The sequence below is a fragment of the Actinacidiphila yeochonensis CN732 genome (genome assembly GCF_000745345.1).
Classification (GTDB): Bacteria; Actinomycetota; Actinomycetes; order Streptomycetales; family Streptomycetaceae; genus Actinacidiphila; species Actinacidiphila yeochonensis.
On record NZ_JQNR01000003.1, the window covers coordinates 1,204,524 to 1,215,112 of the forward strand.

A 10,589-nucleotide genomic window follows, 5' to 3' on the forward strand; every position below is an offset into this window, starting at 1 on the left:
GGTCCCCGCTGCTGGCGTCGTCGTCGGCGGCGTCCGGCGGACCGAACGCGCCGCTGTCAGCCGTTGCCGCCCCTTCCGGACGAGCCGGACGAGCCGGAGCCTGACCGGTCGCCACCGCCGCCGGCGGGCATACCGTCGTAGATCTCCTTGCACATCGGGCAGACCGGGTACTTCTTCGGGTCGCGCCCGGGGACCCAGACCTTGCCGCACAGCGCGACGACGGGGGTGCCGTCGAGCGCGCTGGCCATGATCTTGTCCTTCTGGACGTAGTGCGCGTAGCGCTCGTGGTCGCCGTCACCGTGGGAGAGCTGCGGAGTCGGCTCGACCAGGGTGCCGGTGCCCGCCCCGCGCTCGGGCTCGAGAGTGCTCATAGCCATCAAGACTAGTTGAGACGCGGAGCTAATTGAGAGACGGATCGTCGGGATAGGTCGCGACCATGGCCAGTTCGTTGCGCTGCCGCCGCAGGACCGCCCGCCACAGCAGCTGCGGGGAGGGCGAGGACACGTCGCCGGGCTCGGAGTCCACCACGTACCAGGCACCGTCCACCAGCTCCCGTTCCAGCTGGCCGGGCCCCCATCCGGCGTAGCCGGCGAAGATCCGCAGGCTGCTCAGCTCGGGCGCCAGCAGCTCCGGCGGCGCCTCCAGGTCGACCAGGCCGATCGCGCCGTGCACCCGGCGCCAGCCCAGCAGGTCCCCGTCCCGGTCGACGCCCGGCTCGCCCGGGACCACGGCCAGGCCGAGCGCGGAGTCCAGCGAGACCGGGCCGCCCTGGAAGACCACCTGCGGGGCGACGGCCAGGCCGGCCCACGGCTCCAGCACGTCCCCGACACCGACCGGGGTGGGACGGTTGAGCACCACGCCGAGCGCCCCCTCACCGTCGTGGTCGAGGAGGAGCACCACGGCCCGGTCGAAGTTGGGGTCCGCGAGCTTCGGCGTGGCCACCAGCAGTCGTCCGGTGAGCGAGGACACCTCGGTCATGCTGCACATGATCCCCCAACCGGCGGGCAGACGGAGGGTCAATGGCAGGGCAGGCTATGACGTCAAGCGCATTACCATCTCTTCGTGGTTCCCGCACGGCTGTGCGGGAACCTCGGACGGCGTGGGAGTGCGCGCCGCCCGGCCCTCAGACCACCCTCTTTCGACGATCGCGAGACCCATGACCGACATCGCCGATGTGCTGCTCGTCCACGGTGGGACCCCCCTGGAAGGCGAGATCCGGGTCAGAGGCGCGAAGAACCTGGTGCCCAAGGCCATGGTCGCCGCGGTGCTGGGCAGCGAGCCGAGCCGGCTGCGCAACGTCCCCGACATCCGGGACGTGCGGGTGGTCAGCGGCCTGCTCCAGCTGCACGGCGTGACCGTCGAGAGCGGTGACCGGCCCGGCGAGCTGGTGATGGACCCGCGCAAGGTGGAGAGCGCCAACGTCGCCGACATCGACGCGCACGCCGGGGCCTCGCGCATCCCGATCCTGCTCTGCGGGCCGCTGCTGCACCGCCTGGGCCACGCCTTCATCCCCGGCCTGGGCGGCTGCGACATCGGCGGCCGGCCCATCGACTTCCACTTCGACGTGCTGCGCTCCTTCGGCGCCACCATCGACAAGCGGGCCGACGGCCAGTACCTGGAGGCCCCCAAGGGCCTGCGCGGCTGCAAGATCCGGCTGCCGTACCCGTCGGTGGGCTCCACCGAGCAGGTGCTGCTGACGGCGGTCCTCGCCGAGGGGGTGACCGAACTCACCAACGCGGCGGTGGAGCCGGAGATCGAGGACCTGATCTGCGTCCTGCAGAAGATGGGCGCGATCATCTCGATGGACACCGACCGCACCATCCGGATCACCGGTGTGGACTCGCTGGGCGGCTACACCCACCACGCGGTGCCGGACCGCCTGGAGGCGGCGTCCTGGGCGAGCGCGGCGCTGGCCACCGGCGGCGACATCACCGTCCGGGGGGCCCAGCAGCGCACCATGATGACGTTCCTCAACACCTACCGGCGGGTCGGCGGCGCGTTCGACATCAACGACGAGGGCATCCGCTTCTACCACCCGGGCGGCCCGCTGAACGCGATCGCCCTGGAGACGGACGTCCACCCCGGCTTCCAGACCGACTGGCAGCAGCCGCTGGTGGTGGCGCTGACCCAGGCGGCGGGGCTGTCGATCGTGCACGAGACCGTCTACGAGTCGCGGCTGGGCTTCACCTCGGCACTCAACCAGATGGGTGCGCACATCCAGCTGTACCGGGAGTGCCTGGGCGGCAGCGCCTGCCGCTTCGGCCAGCGCAACTTCCTGCACTCGGCGGTGGTGTCCGGGCCGACGAAGCTCCAGGGCGCCGACCTGGTGATCCCGGACCTGCGGGGCGGGTTCTCCTACCTCATCGCGGCGCTCGCCGCGCAGGGCACCTCCCGGGTGCACGGGATCAGCCTGATCAACCGCGGCTACGAGAACTTCCTGGACAAGCTGCGCGGCCTCGGCGCCGACATCGAGCTCCCGGTGCCGCGACCGGCGTCCCAGGAGCGCACCGGCGCGGTGGCCTGAGCCCGAGCCCGTTCGCCGCGCGGCCCGCACGAGGGCCGTCCGAGCCCCCGAGGCCCCGTACGCCGCTTCCCAGACCGGGAGGCGGCGCACGGGGCCTCGGCGTGCGGGGGCGGTGGCGTGTGGGGCGGTGGCGGCAGGCGGGTGCGGGGCGCCGGGCGCTGGGCCGCTTCCGGGCAGGGGCGCGTTCCGGGTACGCCGAAGGCCCGTACGGGGACTGCCGCCGTACGGGTGAGGGCGCCGGACCGCGGACCCCGCGGAGACCGCGCTGTACGAGCTCGTACGGCGTCGTACGGGCTCGTACGAGGCACGCGCGGGGAAGGTCCGGACAAGGCCCGGAGAACGCGCGGAAACACGCGGAAACGCGCGGGAAAACGTCGAGGGCGGCCGTCCCTGCCCCTCAGGGGTGGGACGGCCGCCCTCGACGCACGCGCGGCGGCGTACGGCCGGCCGCCTGTCCGGCGGCCAGGCCGGCGGGGCTCACTTGCCCTTGGCAGCTTCCTTCAGCTTGGAGCCCGCGGAGACCTTGACGCTGAACCCGGCCGGGATCTCGATCGGCTCACCGGTCTGCGGGTTGCGGGCGGTGCGCGCCTGGCGGTGGGTGCGCTCGAAGGTCAGGAAGCCGGGGATGGTGACCTTCTCGTCACCCTTGGCCACGATCTCGCCGACGGTCTCGGCGAACGCGGCCAGCACGGCGTCGGCGTCCTTGCGGGTCACCTCGGCGCGGTCGGCCAGGGCGGCCACCAGCTCACTGCGGTTCATATCTGTACTCCCGTGTTCTTTCTGCCAGGGGCGCGAGCTCTAGCCGTGTTGCTGTCTGCCTCACTGCCCAGGTGTGCATCCTGCCCCCATATATGGGGGGAAAGCCAATCGCCTGCCCGCGCGAGTCGCGGAAAAACCGCTGAGAGGGGGCCCTGCGCCCCCTCCTGACCGCCCCGGGGACACCCGCGACGCCACCCTCCCCCCACCATCACTCTCCGCGACCGGCTCGCTCCAACCAACCCCACGGGCGTCCGCGTCCACCCTGGACCCCCGCTGCCGCCCGCCCCAGCCGCCGCGAGACAACCACGCTCCCAACCCGCTCGGCGCCATACCCCTGATCCCTGGGCAGCCTCGCGCACACCCATCGCCACCGCCGTGGTCGCACATCCTGGTGACTCCGGCGCAGCGGCAGCCCTCAGCCGCGACGCGGGCGCGGTCATCGCCTCGCCGAGCGGCACCCGGACCGCGATCCGCTACCCGGTCCAGGACATCCGAACTACTGTGGATGTCAGCCGACGGCCTATGAGGACGTGCCCTTCAGCGAGCTGCTCCACCACCCCGCCGCCACCGCCCGGCGCCTGGACGCGGTCCGTGCACTGCGCCTACGCCAACGCGACGCGGGCGACTTGGCGCTCATTCGCGCCGAGCAGCTGGAGCAGGACTCCACCGTGGTCGACTTCACCGCGCGCCTGCTCGGCGTGCTGATCCGCACCGAGAACGCCACCGCACTGCGCCAGGCACTGCCCGATGCCCTGCCCTGGTCGGTCTTCCTCCCAGAGGACGACGTCGAGGCAATGCTCGGCGATCTCGTGGAGACTGCTCGCGGGGCTGCCGCGCTGGAGAATCTGACTCCCATCGCGCTGCTGCTGGCCCAGTGGCGGCACAGCGCCGAGGTCTACGCCGACCCGGCTCTCCACGCCATCCTCACCCGCGAGCCCGACGGTGACCTCGGCCCCGTTCCCGTACCCGAAGGTGAGACCGCCCGGTGAGCCCCAAGCGCGGTGACCGCGCCGCCCCACCCCGGTCGGCGACGAATTCGACCTGCGCTTCGCCAACACCGAGGCCGCCAACGGATGGGACCACCTGACCCGCCATGCGGCAGGCAACCTCCGTCGCGCCTTCGACAAGATCCGCTTCACCCCGCGCCACCACCGCCCCAAAGGAAAGCTCGGCTCCACGGCCTGGAAGGGTCAGACGCTGGGGCGCTGGCAGTACGAGGTCACCGGCGGCGGCCGCATCTGGTACCTGCTAGACCACGCCAACCGCACCGCCTGGATCACCTACGCCGGCACCGGACACCCCAAAGCCACCGACTGATCGTCCTTCTCCCCTCCGCGCACCCGCCGACTGCTCCACGATCCGTGCGAGGCTTTGACGATGACGTGAGCTGTCGGCCTGCCCGGACTCCGCTCCCCGGCCCGCACAGGTGAGGGCTCTGGTGGCCGCCAGCGGCTCGGCGGTCAGCCACCGGGGTGGCCTCCGATCAGCGTCCGGTGGGGCTGATGGGGATCCAGCAGCGCGTGGGCCAAGAGGGAGCGATCCAGTCGCCAGGGCGCCCCACAAGGTCTCTTACCGAGAGTCCGAACGGGGAACCGAACTCTCGGATGCCCGCAGTCGACAGGCCGCCGGAGGCTGGATAGGTGATGGCCTGGTCTTCACCCGACCGGATGGACACCCGTTCGAACCCGGCACCCTCACCCGGCACTTCAACGCGTTGCTCCACGACGGGCGCCTACGGATGATCCGGTTCCACGACCTCCGCCACTCGACCGCGACCCTGCTCCTGGAACAGGGCGTCGAACTCGTCGTCGTCAAGGAACTCCTCGGCCACGCCCACATCGGCGTCACCGCCACCGTCTACGCCCACGTCCGACTCCGCCTCCAGCGCCAGGCCATCGACCTCCTCGGCCACACCCTCGGCAACCTCACCGACGCTGGAGCCGAGGCCAACGACGGCGATCCGCCGGTTTGGTTAGCATCCGTCCGCCGACGTTGCCGTCAACTACTGCCGTCAGACACACCAGAGGCTCCACCAGAAACAAATCCGGTGGGATCTCTGGGCGTGAATGATAATCACGCTCACTTGGAGAGTGGAGAGCTCAGGTTCTCAAATACTGTGCAGTGAGCCGCTCTTGCAAGTCAATTGCCGCCCTACATCGCTCATTCCCCTGCTGCATTTCAAGAGTAACACGTCCGGTTAGTTGCGACATCAGAATTGCCTCATAGCACGCAGACAGGATTTCCAGGACCTCATCTGCGGTCATCTTTTCCGATAGGCCGCCAACGAGCCGCACAACAGCCATCACAAAGGGCCCCACTCCGGGCCTGACTGCAACTTCCGGAAGGGAGTCATGCGACGCAAAAAACTCGTCAGCATACTCCCGACTCAGCCGCCAATCGGGAGAAGTATCCCTAATGTGCACCATTGTGGATAGAATGAGTTCAGCCGTAGCGGGCGGGAAGAATTCAGCAAATGGCGGGTTGAACAAATGCTCCGTTGACTCAATTACATCTACGGCCAGACCGCACAATTTGGCACGATCCAGCCGATCCAGTGCGCCCGCATGGCGCTCAATCACGTGATCCCACAGCAGCAACATGGCCTGATCCCTGCGTCATGAAGTCCAGCGGCAGGTCGAACTAAATCGCGAGCCCAGCCTGCCGCCGAATACTATCTTCGATCGTCGTACAGCTGAATTCCAGGATAGTCATCAGCCCTGCCGGCACAGTTCTGCCGGACAACGCCACACGCAGGGCGCGAGGAGGCAATTATGCCATCGGCTTCATATTCACCCTCGTCAATTGCATTGAAAAGGATTTGCTCTGCATCGGTATGCACCTGTGGGGTGAGTTCCGTGGCAAATACTCGTTCATAGCCGAGCCGCTCAGCCAGAGCACGAATGGCCCGGCTCGTACCGTTCTGATTTACCGCGTACACTAGCTCACCCCCAAGCTGTCCAGTCGCAACGGTCGTGGCCCGATCGGCCCGCGTTCCCACCCCTACCGTATCGTGGAGCGCCCTTGCATCATCCGCCAATTGCTGAGGACTCACCGTGGCGGTCGAACACGTCCCATTCGAAACAAGATTTACATTGTGGACCAAGATCGGGACGCCGCCGGCCACAACATAGTACGTGTGGAGGCCGGCGATGGTGAGGTCGTAGGTGGTGGTTGTGGCGTGGTAGCGGTGGACGGCGGTGACGCGGGTGGTGCCGGTGGGGGTTTGGAGGAGGTCGCCCGGGTGGAGCTCGGCGGCCTCGACGAAGGCGGACCGGGTCTCGTCGTAGAAGGGGTGGTGGTAGGTGGTGGTGAGGGTGCCGCCCTGGGTCGGGAGGGCGGACGCGTCGGGGGTGTCTGAGGTGACGTCAGCGGTGGGAGTGGCCGCAGCTGTTGCCGGAGCGGCGTAGGCGACCGGTGCGGTCGGCGGGGCTCCGTGGTGGGTGAGGCCGAGGCCCGTGGTGACCACCGCGGCGGACGCCGCCAGGCCCAGGGCTGCCTTGCGCAGGACCCGCTTGCCCAGCCCCGGGCTGGACGCCGGCACCGTGTGGGCGTCAGAAGCCGCGGCAGAGGCAGAGGCAGCAGAGCTTGCGACCGTCACGTCCACGAAGTCGTGGTCCGTCGTGGTCACGATGACCTTCTGCACCGTGTGGACCTGCGTGCCCTTCTCGCCGGGCACCGCGTCCTCGACCTTGTCGCCCGCCTTCACCTGGTCGATGGGCTTGGTCGAACCGTCCGCCATCACCACGCCGGTCGAGCCGACGAAGCTGTGCGGCCCCTCCGGCGACGAGCAGCCGCTCGCCGCCGGCTCCTCGCTGTCGCCGCTCCGGCCGACGCCCGACAGCGCCCCGCCGATGCCGCCGCCGATCGCCCCCGAAACCGCGCCGGACGCCACCGCGTCCCCCGCGCTGGACCAGGAGCAGCCGGCCTGGCTGTCGGAGCACGTCAGGCCGTAGTCGAGGGCGCTGGTGGTGCCGCCCGATATACCGCCGATCGTGGCGCCCTCAAGGGTGCTGGTGACCAGTTTCGGCAAGACGCCGCCGAGTGCGGACTCGGCCAGTTTGCCGCCGAGGGCCCCGCCGATGCCGCCGCCGACCGCGCCGCCGACCGCGCCGAGGACCGCGGACTCGCCGAAGGACGTGACCGAGCAGGCGCCCTTCTGTCCGTCGGCGCACTTGGTTCCCTGGTCGACCAGGCCGCCGGCCGCTCCGGCGAGCGCGCCGCAGCCGATGGCACCGGGGACGGCGAGGGTGCCGCCGCTGGCCCCGGTCACGACCGCTTCGCAGCCGGCGAAGACCACCGTGGAGACCGCGAAGGAGGCGATGGCCGCGGCGTGGTTCTTGAAGAAGGTGGAGCTGGTGTTGACCGCCTTGGCGACGGCTTTGTAGGTGGTGTGGGCGGCGTGGCTGACGACGGTGGCCGCCTTGCGGGCCGCGGTCGCGGCTTTTCGTTTGGCCGCTGCCTTGGCGTCGGCGACCTGTTTGTTGAGCTGGGAGATCTCGCGTTCGATGGAGGCGAGTCCCCGGTCGAGGGCGGCGACGGTGGCGGCGACCTCGCTGGCCATCGAGTCGTAGAGGCCCGACACCCAGCCCACCACCGCGTGGTAGGCGGGGACGACGCGGCACTGCTGACGGCGTGGTAGCCGCCGCTGACGGCGTGGCCGATGGAGCTGAGCAGGCCGTGGCCGGTGGGGTCGGTGCCGGTCAGCGGGTTGTCGTTGGCGTAGGCGAAGGGGTTGGCGTTGGCGGAGTCGGGCAGCGGGGACTGGGCCACGGTGTCGTGGTTCATGAACTGGCCGGTGGCCGGGTTGTACCAGCGGGCGGCCATGTCGACCTTGCCGGTGGCGTTGTCGGTCCAGCCGGACTGGTAGCCGAGGTCGCCCTCGGGGGTGCCGGTGGTGGCGGTGACGTTGCCGAGCGGGTCGTAGCCGGTGGAGGCGGTGACGTTGCCGAGCGGGTCGTAGCCGGTGGAGGCGGTGACCGCGGTGCCGGTGACGGAGAAGTCGCCGACGACGTCGTCGTGCTGGTCGGTCAGGGCGAGCGTCGCGGTGGTGCCGTTGTCCCACGAGGTGAGGCGGTCGGCCCAGTCGTAGGTGTACGTGTTGACGGCGGCACCGGCCAGCCCCGTAGTGGTCTTGCCGGTCTCGTTGCCGTCGGCGTCGTAGCTGTAGCCGATCGAGGCGACGGTGGCGCCGGCCGAGGTGGTGAGGATGTCGCCGGCGAGGTTGGTGCCGCCGATCGACAGTGGGCCGGTGCTCTGCTAGGGAGAGGGGTCGGTCCCGGTGGCCGCGGGGCGCCGTTGACGTAGAGGTTGATGCCTCCGGTGCTCGCGCCGTACTGGCTGACGAGGTGGGCCCCGGTTTTCAGCGCCGGCGCGGCGGGGGCGATGGCGTCGTAGAACGCGGCGGGCCACGCCGCGGCCTCCACTGGCGAGGCGGAAGCGGTAGGCCTTTTCGGCCGTGGACTGGAGGTAGAAGCCGGCCCGGGTGGTGTCGCCCTCGGCCACAAAGGTGCGGTAGGTGGAGGTGTCAGCGAGGTTCACCCACGCCGACACCGCGTACGAGGACGTGGTGTCGAGCACAGGGCCGTTGGTGGAGATGTCGCCGACGGTGCCGGTGGTGGCGGTGTGCCTCCCCCGCCGCGGCCCCGTGGCCAGGCCCGTACACGCCCCCGGCCCCGCCGTCCGGGGACGGCGGGGCCGGGGCCGGGGACCGGGTCCGGGGACGGGGCCCGGGGCTCAGGCCCAGGGGATCAGGCGGAGGGCACCTCGAAGGCGTCCTGCTGCCGGCCGTCCTGGGCCCGCGCGGCCTCGCGGACGGCGCCGGCGACCGCGCCCGCCACCTTGTCGTTGAAGACGCTGGGCACGATGTAGTTCGGGTTCAGCTCGTCGTCGCCGACGACACCGGCCAGGGCGCGGGCGGCGGCGAGCATCATCTCGGTGTTGACGGTGCGCGACTGGGCGTCCAGCAGGCCGCGGAAGACGCCCGGGAAGACCAGCACGTTGTTGATCTGGTTGGGGAAGTCGCTGCGGCCGGTGGCCACCACGGCGGCGGTCTCGCGGGCGACGGCGGGGTCGACCTCGGGGTCGGGGTTGGCCAGCGCGAAGACGATCGCGCCCTCCGCCATCCGGGCGACGTCGGCCCCGTCGAGCAGGTTCGGGGCGGAGACGCCGATGAAGACGTCGGCGCCGACCACGGCCTCCTTGAGGGTGCCGGTGACGCCCTCGGGGTTGGTGTTGTCGGCGATCCAGCGCAGGGCGCTGTCCGGGTCGGCGTCCACCAGGTCGTCGCGCTCGGCGTGGACGACGCCGTGGATGTCGGCGACCACCGCGTGCTTGACGCCGGCTGCCAGCAGCAGCTTGAGGATGGCGGTGCCGGCCGCTCCGGCGCCGGACATCACCACCCGCAGGTCGCCGATCTGCTTGCCGACGCAGCGCAGCGCGTTGGTCAGCGCGGCCAGCACCACGATCGCGGTGCCGTGCTGGTCGTCGTGGAAGACCGGGATGTCCAGCGCCTCGCGCAGCCGCGCCTCGATCTCGAAGCAGCGCGGCGCGGAGATGTCCTCCAGGTTGATGCCGGCGAACCCGGGCGCGATGGCCTTGACGATGGCGACGATCTCGTCGGGGTCCTGGGTGTCCAGGCACAGCGGCCAGGCGTCGATACCGGCGAACCGCTTGAACAGGGCCGCCTTGCCCTCCATCACCGGCAGCGCCGCGCGCGGGCCGATGTTGCCCAGGCCCAGCACCGCGGAGCCGTCGGTGACCACGGCGACGGAGTTGCGCTTGATCGTCAGCCGGCGGGCGTCCTCGGGGTTGGCCGCGATGGCCATGCACACCCGGGCCACGCCGGGGGTGTAGACCATCGAGAGGTCGTCGCGGTTGCGGATGGGATGCTTGGAGGCCATCTCGATCTTGCCGCCGAGGTGCATCAGGAACGTGCGGTCGGAGACCTTCCCGATCGCCACGCCCTCGATCGAGCGCAGCTTGCTGACGATCTCGTCGGCGTGCGCGGTGGAGGTGGCGGCGATGGTGACGTCGATGCGCAGCTTCTCGTGGCCCGAGGCGGTGACGTCCAGGCCGGTCACCGAGCCGCCTGAGGACTCCACCGCGGTGGTGAGCCGCCCGACCGCGGTTCCGCTGGCGGGCACCTCCAGACGGACGGTGATCGAGTACGAGACGCTTGGCGCCGTTGCCATGACGACCTTCTTCCGATTCCTGCGTGAGGGTGGTGCGGTGCGCCGGGGGCGGACTCCGGCGGGGCCGCGAGGACGGGCGGCCGGGCCGGCGGCGCCGACACGGCGCGGACCGATCG

Annotated in this window: 8 protein-coding genes and 2 pseudogenes; 3 read left to right on the top strand and 7 right to left on the bottom strand. The window is 70.4% G+C overall.

What is annotated here, in order from left to right; genetic code table 11:
* Positions 1 to 56 precede the first annotated feature (56 nt).
* Together BS72_RS06620 and BS72_RS06625 are read right to left on the bottom strand one after the other, a co-directional pair.
* Positions 57 to 371, bottom strand: a complete 315-nt coding sequence (locus BS72_RS06620; RefSeq protein ID WP_037907146.1) for a DUF3039 domain-containing protein — start codon at positions 369 to 371, stop codon at positions 57 to 59.
* Between the two features lie 28 nt (positions 372 to 399).
* A complete protein-coding gene (locus BS72_RS06625) occupies positions 400 to 978 on the bottom strand; it encodes a YqgE/AlgH family protein (protein ID WP_198545762.1) in 579 nt (192 codons plus the stop codon).
* A 178-nt stretch (positions 979 to 1,156) separates the two neighbouring features.
* Between BS72_RS06625 and murA the strand changes: the two genes are divergently transcribed.
* Entirely contained in the window at positions 1,157 to 2,524 is a 1,368-nt protein-coding gene (gene murA / locus BS72_RS06630; RefSeq protein WP_037907149.1) for a UDP-N-acetylglucosamine 1-carboxyvinyltransferase, read from the top strand.
* 477 nt (positions 2,525 to 3,001) lie between these two features.
* On the opposite strand, the gene BS72_RS06635 is transcribed toward murA, so the two are convergent.
* Entirely contained in the window at positions 3,002 to 3,283 is a 282-nt protein-coding gene (locus tag BS72_RS06635; RefSeq protein WP_037907150.1) for an HU family DNA-binding protein, read from the bottom strand.
* A gap of 530 nt (positions 3,284 to 3,813) precedes the next feature.
* Between BS72_RS06635 and BS72_RS06640 the strand changes: the two genes are divergently transcribed.
* Together BS72_RS06640 and BS72_RS40145 are read left to right on the top strand one after the other, a co-directional pair.
* Positions 3,814 to 4,272: a hypothetical protein gene (locus BS72_RS06640; RefSeq protein WP_037907151.1), complete on the top strand. Its 459-nt coding sequence runs from the start codon at positions 3,814 to 3,816 to the stop codon at positions 4,270 to 4,272.
* Between the two features lie 626 nt (positions 4,273 to 4,898).
* Positions 4,899 to 5,249 (top strand): annotated as a pseudogene (locus BS72_RS40145) (tyrosine-type recombinase/integrase); the annotation flags it as partial.
* Between the two features lie 133 nt (positions 5,250 to 5,382).
* Here the strand turns inward: BS72_RS40145 and BS72_RS36320 are convergent.
* The 4 genes and pseudogenes from BS72_RS36320 to BS72_RS06655 all read right to left on the bottom strand — a co-directional run bounded on the left by BS72_RS36320 (position 5,383) and on the right by BS72_RS06655 (position 10,473).
* Positions 5,383 to 5,883, bottom strand: coding sequence for a hypothetical protein (locus BS72_RS36320; RefSeq protein ID WP_157856157.1), 501 nt, complete (start codon positions 5,881 to 5,883; stop codon positions 5,383 to 5,385).
* Positions 5,884 to 5,954: 71 nt separating this feature from the next.
* On the bottom strand, positions 5,955 to 7,865 hold the full coding sequence (locus tag BS72_RS06650) for a Hint domain-containing protein (protein WP_037907155.1): 1,911 nt from the start codon (positions 7,863 to 7,865) through the stop codon (positions 5,955 to 5,957).
* Between the two features lie 155 nt (positions 7,866 to 8,020).
* Positions 8,021 to 8,524: pseudogene (locus BS72_RS39465) on the bottom strand (RHS repeat-associated core domain-containing protein); the annotation flags it as partial.
* A gap of 506 nt (positions 8,525 to 9,030) precedes the next feature.
* Complete coding sequence (locus BS72_RS06655) at positions 9,031 to 10,473, bottom strand: NAD-dependent malic enzyme (RefSeq protein ID WP_037907156.1); 1,443 nt, start codon at positions 10,471 to 10,473, stop codon at positions 9,031 to 9,033.
* Positions 10,474 to 10,589: the final 116 nt, after the last annotated feature.